The organism is Vibrio sp. 10N.247.310.98, from assembly GCF_041467395.1.
In the GTDB taxonomy this organism is placed as follows: Bacteria; Pseudomonadota; Gammaproteobacteria; order Enterobacterales; family Vibrionaceae; genus Vibrio; species Vibrio crassostreae_C.
In genome coordinates this window covers 64024-78663 of record NZ_JBFSUL010000020.1, presented here as the reverse complement: position 1 = coordinate 78663, position 14640 = coordinate 64024, and the positions used below count along the sequence as shown (strand labels likewise).

Sequence of the window (14640 nt, the reverse complement as noted above, 5' to 3'; positions counted from 1 at the left end):
AGCTTGGCTAATTTGACCTGCTGATTCGTTTTGGTTTCTGTTGAAGCCATCCCGTGTCAGCGAGGTGGCATTATAGAGATTTCGATCATACTGGCAAGCCCTTTTTGAAGTTTTTCTTACTTTTTTGATTGTTCGAGCGTTTTTTGTTCAAAACACTCCATTTTCACTAGTATTCCCCTTAATTAAGAGCTTAAGGTGCCTATATAAAGGAGGATTTATGAGTTCAATACGCAGTTATAAAGGAATATCCCCTCAGATTGGGCAAGGTGTCTATATAGATACAAGTTCAGTACTGGTTGGTGATATCAAAATCGGTAATGACTCTAGCGTGTGGCCTTTGGTTGCAGCTCGAGGAGATGTGAACCACATTTATATCGGAGAGAGAACGAATATCCAAGATGGTAGTGTCTTGCACGTCACCCATAAGAATGCAGAAAACCCTGAGGGTTATCCTCTATTAATAGGTAATGATGTCACTATCGGACATAAAGTAATGCTGCATGGCTGCACCATTGAAGATCGTGTACTTGTGGGTATGGGAGCGATCGTGTTGGATGGCGTGATTATCCAAAAAGAAGTGATGATTGGTGCTGGTAGCTTGGTGCCACCAAACAAAGTACTTGAAAGTGGTTATCTCTATGTAGGAAGCCCAGTAAAACAAGCACGCCCATTAAATGATAAAGAACGTGCCTTTTTACAGAAGTCTGCAGACAACTATGTTCAGAATAAAAATGACTATCTAGACTCTGTACTTCCAGTCTAAAGCGCTTTGATCTGAATCCGATTAGAGGAGTCATACTCCTCTTCTTCTATTAACTCTTCCGCTAGCTCTTCAATATCGAAACGTAACTCTGAAAAGATAACTAAAGCTTGATCGCCTTCTTCTATATCTCTTCCTGCCAATTGTGATAATTCCTCAATAGACATGACACATTCAATCAATGCGCCCGACTGTTGTGCTGGGAACGTGATTGTTCGGCTCTCTTCATCCCAATCTTGGATATCAGGAAATAGAATTGATTGATTCATTTTTTATAAACACCTCATTACATCTCTAGGTTTTTACGTAATTCTCTTAAAATCTGTTTTGTTCCCGGACGAAGACCACGCCAAAGCATAAAGCTTTCTGCTGCCTGCCCCACTAGCATACCCAAACCATCATAAGCAGCATGAACACCATTATCTAATGCCCATTGATTGAATACCGTCGTTCCAGCTCCATAAACCATGTCATAAACGGCGCTAGTAGAATTGAAAATCACCTCAGACACTTCAGGAAGCTGACCACTTAAACCAGACGAGGTCGAGTTAATGATGACATCAAACCCTTCATTAACATCGCTTAACCCCACTCCTTTGATGTTTCCATGTGAAGAAAACATCTCAGCCAATAGTTCTGCCTTTGAACTGGTTCGGTTAGCAATCACCAACTGCTGCGGTTTTTGGTCGAGAAGAGGTTGAATCACTCCTCTCGCAGCACCACCAGCGCCAAGAAGAAGAACGCGAGTTCCTTTTAACGCAACTTGATGTTGAAGCAAGTCTTGAACTAAGCCCTCACCATCGGTGTTATCACCAATGATCTCTCCATCATCTAACTTCTTTAGGGTATTTACGGCACCGGCCAGTTCAGCCCTCTCAGTTAGGCGATTGGCAAACTGATAGGCATCTTCTTTAAAAGGCGCTGTGACATTACATCCTCGACCACCTTCACTGAAAAAGGCTTTGGCAGCAGTGATAAATTCACCATGCTCTGGCTGTAATGCTGTATAGGTAAGTTGTTGGCTGGTTTGGCGAGCAAATAATGTGTGAATGAATGGCGATTTGCTTTGCCCAATAGGGTTACCGAAAACGGCATAACGATCTACTTGCTGTGTCATATCCTTACCTAACAGAAATAAAAAAGGTCATCTATATAGATGACCCTATCACTATCCCTATAAGGAAGGAAGAACTACCAAACTCGAGGCTTTAGGTAGTCGCTATAAAGCAGAGCTTCTGGTGAACCCGCTTGTGGTTCGTAGCGGTATTCCCAGCGAGCCAATGGCGGCATCGACATTAATATAGACTCTGTTCGACCGCCGCTTTGTAAACCAAATAGGGTGCCACGATCATACACTAAGTTAAATTCAACATAGCGACCACGACGATAAAGTTGGAAATCACGCTCGCGCTCACCATAAGGCGTCTGTTTGCGTCGTTCTACAATTGGTAAGTATGCGGCTGCAAAACCTTCACCAACCGCCTGCATATAAGCAAAGCTCTTTTCAAAGCCCCACTCGTTAAGATCATCAAAGAACAGACCACCCACACCACGTGTTTCGTCTCGGTGAGGCAGATAGAAGTACTTATCACACCATTCTTTGTGCTCTTGATAAACATCATCACCAAATGGCGCACAAAGATCTTTGGCTGTTTGATGCCAAGATTGGCAGTCTTCGTCGACAGGATAAAATGGCGTTAAGTCAAAACCACCACCAAACCACCAAATCGGGTCTTCCCCTTCTTTTTCCGCAATGAAGAATCGAACGTTCGCGTGTGAGGTTGGGATATATGGGTTTTTAGGGTGGATAACTAATGAAACCCCCATCGCCTCAAACTTACGTCCGGCTAACTCAGGACGGTGAGCGGTTGCAGAGGCAGGCATTGCTTTACCAGCGACGTGAGAGAAGTTAACTCCACCCTGTTCAAATAAAGCACCATTGGTCATCACGCGAGTACGACCACCGCCACCTAGACGATCGCCAGGTTCTCGCTCCCATGCATCTTCTTCAAACAACGCTACACCATCAGCTTGCTCAAGCTGCTGGCAAATCGAATCTTGTAGGCTCAGTAAAAACTGCTTTACTGCTTCTTTATCAATTGCTGACATCTTACTTCCTTTGCAGGGTTTAACCCTGTCTTAATATTTTCGACGTTTTTGCATCTCTAATTTCGCTTGGCTTCTCACGGCCACCCGTTTGGCCTTCTAGAATCGCGACTAAGTGTTGACCCAGTTGCTGTTGAACTTCTTCAGTCGTCATACAAGGCGGCTCGCCAGTCAGGTTGGCACTGGTAGAGGTTAACGGCTTGCCGAACTCATTACACATTCTTTGAACCAAAGGGTGATCCGTCACTCGTACCGCGATGGAATCAAACTGGCCGCTGACCCAGTCAGTAACTTTGCTGCTGGTTGGCATAATCCAAGTGACCGGACCTGGCCATGTCGCTTTCACTGTTACCAACTGTTCTTCCGTCAACTGGCTTTCATCAATATAAGGAAGCAGCTGCTCGTAACTTGCAGCAATCAAGATCAAGCCCTTTTCAACTGGACGCTGTTTTAACTCGAGTAATTTCTTGATGGCATGTGGATTATCAGGATCACAACCAACCCCAAAAACGCCTTCGGTCGGGTAAGCAATGACTTCACCTTGTTGTAATGCCTGCAATGTATGTTGAAAGTTATCCACGGGTTGCCTCATTAAGTCAGTTATCGAACTCGCTAAGTGTACAAATTATCATTCACTGTGACTAAAGCTATTTGTTTATAAAATGTATCAATTAACAACTTAGACTGACGCAAACGTTTTCCTTAAGTAATTTTACCCGTATAATGCGCGCAAAATATCTAATCACTAATTAAATCGTACCTGAAGGAGTTTGAGATGACTGTCGGTATTATCATGGGTTCTAAATCTGATTGGCCAACAATGAAGCTAGCTGCAGAAATGTTGGATCAGTTTGGCGTGGCGTACGAAACAAAAGTGGTTTCTGCTCACCGCACACCTCAGTTGCTTGCAGACTACGCAACCAGTGCGAAAGAGCGCGGTATTAAAGTAATTATTGCTGGTGCTGGCGGTGCAGCGCACCTTCCGGGCATGGCTGCTGCTTTCACAAGCGTACCAGTTCTGGGTGTTCCAGTTCAGTCTAAAGCACTGAAAGGCATGGACTCTCTGCTTTCTATCGTGCAGATGCCAAAAGGTATCGCGGTAGGTACTTTGGCTATCGGTGAAGCTGGCGCTGCCAATGCAGGCATCCTAGCGGCTCAAATCATTGGTACACACAATGAAGAAGTAATGGCAAAAGTAGAAGCATTCCGTTCTGAGCAAACAGAAACGGTTTTGGCTAATCCAAACCCTGCAGAGGACTAATTTCCATGCATGTTCTTGTGTTAGGCGCGGGCCAACTTGCTCGCATGATGTCCCTAGCTGGGGCACCGCTGAATATTGAAATTTCTGCTTTTGATGTTGGCAGCAAAAATATTGTTCACCCATTAACGCAAGCGATTCTAGGTAACGGCTTAGAAAATGCGATTGAGCGTGCGGACGTCATTACTGCTGAATTCGAACATATTCCTCACGATGTACTTGAGGTGTGTGAACGCAGCGGTAAGTTCTTACCGACAACAGAAGCAATCAAAGCTGGCGGTGACCGTCGTCTTGAAAAAGCCCTGTTAGACGAAGCGAACGTGAAGAATGCTAAGTACTACGTGGTTAACTCTCGCGAAGACTTTGACGCTGCAATTGCTCACGTTGGCTTACCAATGGTGTTGAAGAGCACACTTGGCGGCTACGACGGCAAGGGCCAATGGCGCTTAAAGACATTAGACAATGTTGACGCGACTTGGGCAGAAATGGCTGAGTGCATTACCGCGACCGACAACCAAGCGATTGTGGCTGAAGAGTTTGTTCCGTTTGACCGCGAAGTATCACTGGTTGGTGCTCGTGATACCAATGGCGAGGTTCAAGTGTATCCACTGGCTGAGAATGTTCACACCGACGGCGTGTTGAGCTTATCGACAGCGATTGATGACATTGAACTGCAAGAGCAAGCGAAAACCATGTTCACCGCAGTTGCAGAACGTTTGGACTACGTTGGCGTGCTTGCACTTGAGTTCTTTGATGTTCAAGGTTCACTGCTAGTTAATGAGATTGCACCACGAGTTCATAACTCTGGTCACTGGACGCAACAAGGCGCAGAGACTTGTCAGTTTGAAAACCACCTACGTGCCGTATGTGGCATGCCACTAGGCAGCACTAAACTGATTCGTCCAACCGCAATGATCAACATTCTTGGTGAAGATACCCTACCTGAAGCGATTCTGGCTCAAGGTGGTTGTCATGTTCATTGGTATGGCAAAGAGAAGCGTGCAGGTCGTAAGATGGGCCACATTAACGTGAGCGCTGACTACAACGCAGAATTACAAAGAGCGTTGTGCTCATTGGCTGAGATTCTTGATAAACAAGCCTACCCTGCTGTGCATGAGTTTGCTGAGCAGATGAAGTAAGCCTACATTGGCTTATTGATATAAAAAGTTTATTGGATACAAAAACGGCGCTCAGTGAGCGCCGTTTTTTTGTGTCTATAATATCGAGTTATTGAGATTGAATGTGGTGACACTTGCGATCTGCGCATTGCTTCTTGGTACCACTGGCCGTTTTCTTCTCCAGTAACAGTGGGAACTGGCACTCTTCACAGCGTCCTATAACTGGTGGCTGATTAACGGCAAACTTACACTTAGGGTAGTTATCACACGCATAGAAGGTTTTGCCATAGCGAGATTTACGCTCAACCAAGTGACCTCGACCACACTCAGGGCAGGCAACAAGTGGCTGTTCTTCAGGTTGTTCTTTCGGTTGATCCAAAGATTCGATGTGATTACACGTTGGGTAACTACTACAACCAATGAACATCCCAAAGCGACCTTGCCTTAATACCAATTCGTTTTGGCATTTAGGACACGGCACGCCCAGCTCTTTCACCACATGACCATCATTTTGATGAAGAGGCTTGATGTAATCACAGCTCGGATACTGCTTACAGCCTAAAAATGGGCCGTGCTTACCATGGCGAAGCTGAAGCTCTCCACCGCACTGTGGACATGGTTCATGCTCTAATGCATGTTCATGTGCTGAAAAAAGCTGATTATCAATCTTACTACTCATGACAAGCCTGTATTAATGCAAGATACCTTGCTCTTTGGTGTACAACAGCTCTTCCATTTGCGTGTAAGCACTTTCATTACCCGGCACATTAAATAGCACCATTAAGATAATCCATTTCAGATCATCCAATTCAAATTCGTTTGTCTCAAGCCCCATCACACGATCAATCACCATTTCACGAATCTCTGTCGTGAGCACGTTGATCTGCTCTAGGAATAGTAGGAAACCTCGACACTCCATATTAATACGTGAAATCTCTCGACTGGTATAAACACGCATCGAGGTATTGGAGCACATAGTAATCGCCGCTTGGTTGTCGGTATCTTGCAGTGCCGCAAGATCTTCTAACCAATGGAGGGCCTTATAAATATCGTCTTGGTGAAACCCTGCTCGAAGAAGCTCATCTTCCAGCTCGTCTTGATCCACCTGCAATTCAGAATCGCTATGGATGTAGGTTTCAAACAAGTACATCAGTATGTCCATCATCATAGCTTAGCCTCTCCCCTTTCGAATATAGCCACCGGAAACTGCAACAACATGCCCTGAGAGCTCAAGCTCTAAAAGCTGCATCATGACTTCATGCACAGGTATATGGGTTCTCTGTGCCAAAATATCAACGGGTGTCGCCTCTAATCCTACGTTAGCTAACAGCTGTGGAAATGGCAATTGTTCATTTTCACCCTTATTCTGCGTAGGTTCGAATAAGCTCGGCTGCTGATCTATAGACCAGTTTAACAGACTCTTTATTTCAATCAGAACATCTTGAGCATTTTGCACTAAACATGCTCCAGCTTTGATTAGACTGTTACCTCCGCGGCTGGTTGGGCTATGAATAGAACCGGGAAGCGCAAACACTTCTCGACCTTGCTCCATCGCATAACGAGCCGTAATCAAAGAACCACTCTTTTCTGCCGCTTCAACAACGAGAGTTCCCAAAGACAAGCCACTTATAATACGGTTACGACGGGGGAAATGTTCAGGTCTCGGTTTAGCACTTGGGCGAAACTCTGAAATCAGCGCGCCGTTCTCACAGATCCTCTCCGCTAGATTTCGGTGTCGTGCTGGATAAATAGAATCCAAACCAGAGCCCAACACAGCGAAAGTTTCCCCTCCTTTATCCAGAGCACCATCATGAGCATAGCCATCGATACCTAAAGCTAAGCCACTGGTGACAATCAAACCGTTTTGGACAAACTCTTTGGCGAAGGACTTCGCTGTCTGCAGCCCTTCAAGACTGGCATTGCGACTGCCGACCATAGCGATTTGAGGTTCAATCAGCTTTTCGACGTGACCTTTAACGAAAAGAACACTGGGCGCAGAGGCAATCTCATTGAGCAGTTTGGGATAATATGAGCAATTCGGGGTAATAATGTGATGGTTAGGCTGTTTTGCTTGCCATGATAAGCAAGCCTCCACTTCTCTTGGGGCTTGCTCTCTTAGATAGGATATTTGCTTAGCTGACAAACCCATCGCTTGCAGCTGCTGACTTGAGTAGCCAACAATGTTCGAAGGGGAATCGATACTCAGCAGGCGAGAAAGGCGTTTGCCACCCAATTGCGGAACAAAACTTAGAGTTAACCAAGCACTCAGTTGTTGCTCATTCACTCGGTACCCTTAATCTCTTCCGTCAAAGCAAGGTCCAAAGGCGATACCGCCAGAATATCATTACTAACAGGCTTAGAGCTCTGAGTAATCAACGCGAGGCTAAAATGCTCATAAGGACGAATGACCATCAAGCTACCGAGCGAGGTACTTGGTAGCTGCACTTTATTACTCGCCGCAGACTCTTTATAGCTGTATTCACCCTGCTTACCAAACACCACAGCACCGCTTTCACTGAGGGTAAACATAGAACCTTGGCGAAGGTTATCCTGTGAACCTTTGTTGATCACCACTACCTGATTCTTCGCGCTGTACTGGCTGCCATCTAATGAGCCCAAGATATTAGCAAACTGACCTGCCGCACTAGGTGCAGGATAAAACGTGGTAGAGAGCTTCACCTGATCAACACCAAGTTCTGGTAGCACAAGGTCATTAAGCAGTACCTCTTGCAGCTGAGTGTCTATCTGCAAGCTGCTGAACTCAGCATCCACCTCTTTTAAGCGCGCAGTGGCGACCAGTCGCAAAGAGGTAATACTCGCTTGGGGTTGCTGCCGTTGGTAGGTTTCAACTGCGCGGTAGATACCCCACTTTTGATGTTGTTGGTTACCTGAGATAAACAACCGGTCTGCACCCGATAAGAAGCGTTTGCCATCGCTGGTACCTAATACTCGTTGCGCTGATTCGATATCTTGCTGCTCTACCAAGCGATCAGACTGTAAATATGGCAAAACCAGCCCTTCATTGACGGTAGGTACTGCTTTCTTCTCAGAGACACGAATCTTAGGGCTAAGCTTGATAACAGGCTTGAGGCTCAATACAGGCTCGCCATTAATCCAAACCAAAGACAGTTTATCTCCGGGATAAATGAGATGAGGGTTTTCTATCTCTGGATTGACCTGCCATAACCTTGGCCACAACCATGGACTATCGAGATACATCGCAGAGATATCCCACAAAGTATCGCCCTTAACCACCACATACGCCTCAGGTGCGCCCTGTTTAATGGTTAAAGGTTGCTCACTATTTTCAGCCGTAGCGGCGAACGAAATCGAGGCACAAATAAGAGATAAAGCAGGCAATAAATGACGCATGACCTAGGTTCCTTGGTCTGAATATATGACATCTGATTGGAGAATTACCTTCAGGATGCTGTCATTTGACCTCTAAAATGTCTAGAATTGAGCCAACAAGGTTTAAGCTGTTTCGGCACAGTTCAATATTTCGAGTGTATATGTCTGTATTACAAGTATTAACATTACCAGATGATCGTCTACGTACCGTGGCGAAACCGGTAAAAGAAGTTACCCCAGAGATTCAAAAGTTCGTTGATGACATGATTGAAACCATGTACGACGAAGAAGGTATCGGCCTTGCGGCAACGCAAGTAGATTTCCACCAACGCATCGTTGTTATCGATATTTCAGAAACACGTGATGAGCCAATGGTGCTTATCAACCCTGAAATTACTGAGAAGCGCGGCGAAGATGGAATCGAAGAAGGCTGCCTATCTGTACCAGGCGCTCGAGCTCTAGTACCTCGCGCTGCAGAAGTAACGGTTAAAGCACTAGACCGTGACGGCAACGAATTCACATTCGACGCTGACGACCTTCTGGCTATCTGTGTTCAGCACGAACTTGACCACCTAGAAGGCAAGTTGTTTGTTGATTACCTATCGCCACTAAAGCGTAAACGTATCCAAGATAAGCTAGCGAAGATTAAACGTTTCAACGAGAAACAAGGTTAATAACCGCTGCTATTACTAAATTAGAAGGAAGCCTACCTTGAGTCAGTCTTTAAGAATTGTCTTTGCAGGTACTCCGGATTTCGCCGCCCGTCACTTGGCGGCGTTGTTGTCTTCGGAGCATGAAGTTGTTGCTGTTTACACACAGCCAGATCGCCCAGCAGGCCGCGGTAAAAAACTCACTGCGAGCCCAGTAAAAAACATCGCACTTGAAAACAATATTCCGGTTTACCAACCAGAAAACTTCAAGTCAGATGAGGCTAAGCAAGAGCTAGCTGAATTGAACGCTGACATCATGGTTGTTGTCGCTTACGGCTTATTGCTTCCGCAGGTTGTATTAGATACGCCTCGCTTAGGTTGTATCAACGTACATGGCTCTATCCTACCGCGCTGGCGTGGTGCTGCTCCGATTCAACGCTCTATTTGGGCGGGTGATAAAGAGACAGGCGTGACGATCATGCAGATGGATATCGGCCTAGATACTGGCGACATGCTAAGTATCGCGACGCTGCCTATCGAAGCGACAGATACTAGCGCATCTATGTACGAGAAATTAGCGGGCCTTGGCCCTGATGCGCTTGTTGAATGTCTAGCGGACATCGCTTCTGGCAAAGCAGTTGCAGAAAAGCAAGACGATGAGCTTGCGAACTACGCGAAGAAGCTAAGCAAAGAAGAAGCGCGTATCAACTGGAGTGATGAAGCTGCGCATATTGAGCGCTGCGTTCGTGCCTTCAACCCATGGCCAATGAGTCACTTTGAAGCTGCTGAGAACAGCATTAAAGTATGGCAAAGCCGTGTGGCAGAGCAAACTTCTGATAAGCCTGCAGGTACCATTCTGCAAGCGGATAAAACTGGTATCTATGTTGCGACAGGGCAAGGCGTACTTGTTCTTGAACAACTGCAAGTTCCAGGTAAAAAAGCCATGTCAGTTCAGGATATCTTGAACTCACGTGCAATCTGGTTTGAAGTTGGTACACAACTTTCTTAATCCGCTTTTAAAGCTGCTAATTACGCAGCTTAGAAAACCTTTACGAGGGCAGAGATGCCCTCATGTATTCAAATAAATATTCGGTACCCCTCATGAATGTTCGCGCTGCTGCTGCAAATGTCCTATTCCAAGTTGTCGATAAAGGCCACTCTCTGTCACACGCTCTCCCTGCGGCTCAAAAAACGATCCGTCCACGAGACCATGCTCTACTGCAAGAGATTTGCTACGGCGCACTTCGTTACCTGCCTCGTTTAGAGTCAATCGCTAACGAACTGATGGAAAACCCGCTTAAAGGTAAAAAGCGTGTATTCCACCACCTAATCTTGGTGGGCATTTACCAACTAAGCTTCATGCGTATCCCTTCGCATGCCGCGGTTGCTGAAACGGTTGAGGGCACTAAAACACTGCGTGGTCCAAGCCTGAGTGGTTTGATCAACGCTGTGCTACGTAGCTACCTACGTGACCAAGAAGAACTGGACGAGAAAGCCGTTAGTCACAATGCAGGCAAATACGGCCACCCAAGCTGGATTCTAAAAATGCTTCAAGAGAGCTACCCAGATCAATGGGAGCAACTGGTTGAAGCAAACAACAGTAAGGCACCAATGTGGCTGCGCGTTAACCGCCAACACCACACTCGTGACGAGTATGTAGAACTGCTTAAAAACGAAAACATTGAATACACATTGCACCCAGAAGCAGCCGATGCCATAAAATTAGCTGCACCTTGTGATGTTACTTTGCTTCCTGGCTTCGACAGAGGTTGGGTATCAGTGCAAGACGCAGCCGCTCAGCTTTCGGTTGACTACCTAACACCAAAAGATGGTGAGCTGATCTTAGATTGTTGTGCTGCGCCAGGTGGTAAAACGGCACACATTCTTGAGCACACTCAAGACACTGAAGTGGTTGCGATTGACTGCGACATTAAACGCCTAGACCGTGTTTACGATAACCTTGAGCGTCTACAACTGCGTGCCGACGTAATTTGTGGTGATGCTCGCTACCCTGAAGAGTGGTGGATGGGTGATAAGTTCGACCGTATCCTGCTTGATGCGCCTTGTTCAGCGACTGGCGTAATTCGCCGTCACCCTGATATCAAGTGGCTACGTCGTGCGTCTGACATTGATGCGCTGGCTGAACTGCAAAGCGAGATTATGGATGCAATGTGGCGTCAGCTGAAAGAAGGCGGCACCATGGTTTATGCGACTTGTTCTATCACGCCGCAAGAAAACGTGCTGCAAGTGAAAGCATTCCTAGCACGCACTGAGAACGCTACGTTGGTTGGGTCTGATATCGAAAATCCGGGTCGTCAAATACTACCTGGAGAAGAAGATATGGATGGCTTCTACTACGCAGTTCTAGTAAAACAGGCATAACAACTAACAGCGGCTAAGAATTTATTTCTTAGCCGCTGTTTCTTTCTAGTGCATTATCAAAATAAAGTTAGATAACTAGAATTACCACGGTAAAGAAAAGAGAAAGGCTATGAAGATCATTATCCTAGGTGCTGGACAAGTTGGCGGTACCCTTGCTGAAAACCTGGTTGGTGAAAACAACGACATCACCATTGTCGACCGTAATGCTGACCGACTTCGTGAACTTCAGGATAAGTACGACCTTAGGGTTGTAAACGGTTATGCCAGCCACCCAAACACACTACGTGAAGCGGGTGCGCAAGATGCCGACATGTTGGTTGCCGTAACCAACATGGATGAAACCAACATGGCTGCGTGTCAGGTTGCTTTCTCTCTTTTCAATACGCCGAACCGAATTGCTCGTATTCGCTCTCCTCAATACCTAGAAGAGAAAGAAGCGTTATTCAAATCAGGTGCCATCCCAGTCGATCACCTGATCGCACCCGAAGAGCTAGTGACCAGCTACATCGAGCGCCTGATTCAATACCCAGGCGCACTGCAGGTTGTGAGCTTTGCTGAACAGAAGGTTAGCCTAGTAGCAGTAAAAGCCTACTACGGTGGTCCACTGGTCGGTAACGCCCTATCTGCTTTGCGTGAGCACATGCCGCACATCGATACGCGTGTTGCGGCTATCTTCCGTCAAGGTCGCCCTATTCGCCCACAAGGCACCACCATCATTGAAGCCGATGATGAAGTGTTCTTTGTGGCGGCAAGTAACCATATCCGCTCAGTAATGAGTGAACTGCAACGCCTAGAGAAACCGTACCGCCGCATCATGATTGTCGGTGGTGGTAACATTGGTGCAAGCTTGGCTAAACGCCTTGAACAGAGCTACAGCATCAAACTTATTGAGCGCAGTTACACTCGTGCCGAGAAGTTGTCTGAAGAATTAGAAAACACCATCGTCTTCTGTGGTGATGCCGCAGACCAAGAGCTGCTGACCGAAGAGAACATCGATCAAGTGGACGTGTTCATTGCCCTAACCAATGAAGATGAAACCAACATCATGTCAGCGATGCTGGCTAAGCGAATGGGTGCCAAGAAGGTAATGGTACTGATTCAGCGTGGTGCTTACGTCGACCTTGTTCAGGGTGGTGTGATTGATATTGCTATCTCTCCACAACAAGCGACCATTTCTGCGCTGCTCACTCACGTTCGTCGTGCTGATATTGTAAACGTATCATCTCTGCGTCGCGGCGCTGCTGAAGCGATCGAAGCGATTGCTCACGGTGACGAAACCACATCTAAAGTGGTTGGCCGAGCTATTGGCGACATCAAACTACCACCGGGTACCACGATTGGTGCGATTGTTCGCGGAGAAGAGGTGCTTATCGCGCACGATAGAACCGTTATCGAACAAGATGACCACGTAGTTATGTTCCTAGTGGACAAGAAATACGTACCTGATGTTGAGTCTCTATTCCAACCGAGCCCGTTCTTCTTATAGCCTTGTTCTCGTAAGCTTGTTCTCACAACCTTCTTCTTGTGAGAACAAGCTTCGGCACAAAGCGATGGTCTATTAAGCTATGGTCAACTTTCGTCCAATATTATTAGTGATAGGGTTAGTGTTATCAAAACTCGCCCTTTTCATGTACATCCCTACATTGGTTGCCTTTTTTACAGGCACCGGTGGCTTCCTCGAGTTTGGTCAGTCGGTAGTGATCACGCACATAGTGGCGTTCATCTGCTTGAGTTTAGGCCGTTCAGCTAAGTTCCGACTTGGGGTACGGGACATGTTCCTGATCACCTCTCTGGTATGGACGATTGCCAGTGCCTTTGCTGCACTGCCGTTTGTCTTCATCAACCACATCAGCTTCACCGACGCCTATTTTGAAACCATGTCTGGTATCACCACGACTGGCTCAACTGTATTGAGCGGCTTAGACAGCATGGCACCAAGCATTCTGTTGTGGCGCTCTATACTGCAATGGTTAGGCGGCATCGGCTTCATCGTTATGGCGGTAGCGGTTCTGCCAATGCTTAACGTCGGTGGTATGCGCCTATTCCAAACCGAGTCCTCCGATTGGTCAGATAAAAGCAGCCCACGAGCGAAAACGGTCGCGAAGAACATCGTGGCGGTTTATCTGGTTCTGACTGGCTTGTGCATCATTAGCTATCTGTTTGCAGGCATGGGCATCTTTGATGCGATCAATCACGCCTTCACAACACTGTCGACGGGTGGTTACTCAACCTCAGATGGCTCAATGAACCACTTCTCTAACAGTGCTCACTGGGTGGGAACCCTGTTCATGTTCCTTGGTGGTCTGCCATTCTTACTGTTTGTTAGCGCACTGCGTGGTAGAAAGCTCTCAATCCTCTACAAAGACGCTCAAGTGAGAGGTTTCACGTATCTATTTTTGGTCACCAGTGCCGTAATATCGACATGGCTGGTGGTTAGGGATGACTACACCATCATGGATGCAATGCGTGTTTCGATGTTCAACATAGTATCAGTCGTCACCACAACCGGTTTTGGCTTAGAAGACTTCACCGCGTGGGGCGCACTACCGACTACCTTGTTTGCGTTTTTAATGATGGCGGGCGCGTGCTCGGGGTCAACCTCTGGCGGTATCAAAATCTTCCGCTTCCAGATCGCGATGACCATGCTTCATAAACAAATGATGAAGCTGATCCACCCATCGGGTGTCTTTGTTCAGCGCTATAACCAACGCCCAGTGAATGACGACATTGTGCGCTCACTGGTCGCATTTGGTTTGATGTTCTTTATTACGATTATCTTAATTGCAGGTGGCTTGAGTGCGATGGGACTTGATCCTGTGACTAGTATATCTGGCGCTATCACAGCCGTTGCCAACGTTGGTCCTGGCATGGGCAGTGTGATCGGTCCAACCGGGAATTTTGCGCCGCTGCCAGACGCTGCAAAGTGGTTATTAAGCCTTGGTATGTTGATGGGAAGACTCGAGATACTGACGCTGATCGTTCTATTCTTCCCAGCCTTCTGGCGACGCTAATTGC

Annotated in this window: 16 protein-coding genes; 8 read left to right on the top strand and 8 right to left on the bottom strand. The window is 46.7% G+C overall.

Annotated features, from left to right (window positions below; genetic code table 11):
* Positions 1-217: 217 nt before the first annotated feature.
* On the top strand, positions 218-763 hold the full coding sequence (locus AB6E78_RS10455; protein WP_372133372.1) for a gamma carbonic anhydrase family protein: 546 nt from the start codon (positions 218-220) through the stop codon (positions 761-763).
* On the opposite strand, the gene AB6E78_RS10450 is transcribed toward AB6E78_RS10455, so the two are convergent.
* The 4 genes from AB6E78_RS10450 to AB6E78_RS10435 form a co-directional block, all read right to left on the bottom strand.
* Entirely contained in the window at positions 760-1029 is a 270-nt protein-coding gene (locus AB6E78_RS10450) for a DUF1488 domain-containing protein (protein ID WP_048611195.1), read from the bottom strand. The genes AB6E78_RS10455 and AB6E78_RS10450 overlap by 4 nt on opposite strands.
* 17 nt (positions 1030-1046) lie before the next feature.
* A complete protein-coding gene (aroE, locus tag AB6E78_RS10445) occupies positions 1047-1877 on the bottom strand; it encodes a shikimate dehydrogenase (RefSeq protein WP_372133374.1) in 831 nt (276 codons plus the stop codon).
* A 74-nt stretch (positions 1878-1951) separates the two neighbouring features.
* Positions 1952-2869 carry an oxygen-dependent coproporphyrinogen oxidase gene (gene hemF, locus AB6E78_RS10440; RefSeq protein WP_372133377.1) on the bottom strand — a complete coding sequence of 306 codons (918 nt, stop codon included), beginning with the start codon at positions 2867-2869 and terminating at the stop codon, positions 1952-1954.
* Positions 2870-2888: 19 nt separating this feature from the next.
* A complete protein-coding gene (locus AB6E78_RS10435) occupies positions 2889-3446 on the bottom strand; it encodes an L-threonylcarbamoyladenylate synthase (RefSeq protein ID WP_017058767.1) in 558 nt (185 codons plus the stop codon).
* A gap of 195 nt (positions 3447-3641) precedes the next feature.
* Here AB6E78_RS10435 and purE point away from each other — a divergent pair, with 195 nt between their 5' ends.
* Together purE and AB6E78_RS10425 are read left to right on the top strand one after the other, a co-directional pair.
* A complete protein-coding gene (gene purE / locus AB6E78_RS10430) occupies positions 3642-4127 on the top strand; it encodes a 5-(carboxyamino)imidazole ribonucleotide mutase (protein ID WP_004735777.1) in 486 nt (161 codons plus the stop codon).
* Positions 4128-4132: 5 nt separating this feature from the next.
* A complete protein-coding gene (locus AB6E78_RS10425; RefSeq protein WP_065584145.1) occupies positions 4133-5263 on the top strand; it encodes a 5-(carboxyamino)imidazole ribonucleotide synthase in 1131 nt (376 codons plus the stop codon).
* An 88-nt stretch (positions 5264-5351) separates the two neighbouring features.
* Here AB6E78_RS10425 and AB6E78_RS10420 read toward each other — a convergent pair whose 3' ends face one another.
* The 4 genes from AB6E78_RS10420 to AB6E78_RS10405 are packed head-to-tail and all read right to left on the bottom strand — an operon-like array spanning position 5352 to position 8614.
* Positions 5352-5921 (bottom strand): type I DNA topoisomerase, encoded by a 570-nt coding sequence (locus tag AB6E78_RS10420; RefSeq protein WP_004735775.1) that lies wholly within the window; start codon positions 5919-5921, stop codon positions 5352-5354.
* Positions 5922-5933: 12 nt separating this feature from the next.
* On the bottom strand, positions 5934-6410 hold the full coding sequence (locus AB6E78_RS10415) for a DUF494 family protein (protein ID WP_029235873.1): 477 nt from the start codon (positions 6408-6410) through the stop codon (positions 5934-5936).
* Between the two features lie 3 nt (positions 6411-6413).
* Complete coding sequence (gene dprA, locus AB6E78_RS10410) at positions 6414-7526, bottom strand: DNA-processing protein DprA (protein WP_327784986.1); 1113 nt, start codon at positions 7524-7526, stop codon at positions 6414-6416.
* Positions 7523-8614 (bottom strand): LysM peptidoglycan-binding domain-containing protein, encoded by a 1092-nt coding sequence (locus tag AB6E78_RS10405; RefSeq protein ID WP_372133382.1) that lies wholly within the window; start codon positions 8612-8614, stop codon positions 7523-7525. Before AB6E78_RS10405 ends, dprA begins: the two co-directional genes overlap by 4 nt.
* A gap of 140 nt (positions 8615-8754) precedes the next feature.
* Between AB6E78_RS10405 and def the strand changes: the two genes are divergently transcribed.
* From def to AB6E78_RS10380, 5 genes are all read left to right on the top strand, one after another.
* Positions 8755-9267, top strand: a complete 513-nt coding sequence (gene def, locus AB6E78_RS10400; protein WP_017058772.1) for a peptide deformylase — start codon at positions 8755-8757, stop codon at positions 9265-9267.
* 37 nt (positions 9268-9304) lie between these two features.
* Positions 9305-10252, top strand: coding sequence for a methionyl-tRNA formyltransferase (fmt, locus tag AB6E78_RS10395; protein ID WP_372133385.1), 948 nt, complete (start codon positions 9305-9307; stop codon positions 10250-10252).
* 92 nt (positions 10253-10344) lie between these two features.
* Complete coding sequence (rsmB, locus tag AB6E78_RS10390; RefSeq protein WP_017058774.1) at positions 10345-11625, top strand: 16S rRNA (cytosine(967)-C(5))-methyltransferase RsmB; 1281 nt, start codon at positions 10345-10347, stop codon at positions 11623-11625.
* Between the two features lie 109 nt (positions 11626-11734).
* Positions 11735-13111: a Trk system potassium transporter TrkA gene (gene trkA, locus AB6E78_RS10385; protein WP_004735766.1), complete on the top strand. Its 1377-nt coding sequence runs from the start codon at positions 11735-11737 to the stop codon at positions 13109-13111.
* Between the two features lie 79 nt (positions 13112-13190).
* On the top strand, positions 13191-14636 hold the full coding sequence (locus AB6E78_RS10380; RefSeq protein ID WP_065676893.1) for a TrkH family potassium uptake protein: 1446 nt from the start codon (positions 13191-13193) through the stop codon (positions 14634-14636).
* Positions 14637-14640 lie beyond the last annotated feature (4 nt).